1 pseudogene is annotated in these 484 nt (G+C 63.2%); it reads left to right on the top strand.

The features are described 5' to 3' along the window. Positions 1–484: pseudogene (locus tag J5M67_RS28115) on the top strand (restriction endonuclease subunit R); the annotation flags it as partial.

The following is a 484-nucleotide window of genomic DNA, read 5'->3' as shown; positions in this document are numbered from 1 at the left end:
ATCTTCGAGCTGCACCGCCGCTTCGACTTCACGAAGTTCGTGATCGTCGTGCCGTCGGTCGCGATCAAGGAGGGGGTGCACAAGACGCTGCAGATCACCGAGCAGCATTTCCGGCGCCTTTACGCGGGCGTGCCGTTCGACTATTTCGTCTACGATTCGGCGAAGCTCGGCGAGGTGCGCAGCTTCGCGTCGAAATCGATCGTGCAGATCATGATCGTCACGGTCGCGGCGATCAACAAGAAGGACGTCAACACGCTCTACAAGGACAGCGAACATACGGGCGGCGAGAAGCCGATCGACCGTATTCGCGCGACGCACCCGATCGTGATCGTCGACGAGCCGCAGAGCGTGGACGGCGGGCTCGAGGGGCGCGGCAAGGAGGGGCTCGAGGCGATGCGCCCGCTCTGCACGCTGCGCTACTCGGCGACGCACGCGGACAAGTATCAGATGCTGTACCGGCTCGACGCGATCGACGCTTACGAGC

It is taken from the genome of Pseudomonas sp. 30_B (assembly GCF_017491605.1).
GTDB lineage: Bacteria > Pseudomonadota > Gammaproteobacteria > Pseudomonadales > Pseudomonadaceae > Pseudomonas.
The sequence above is the reverse complement of the archived record's forward strand: the minus strand, read 5'-3'. Positions and strand labels throughout refer to the sequence as shown.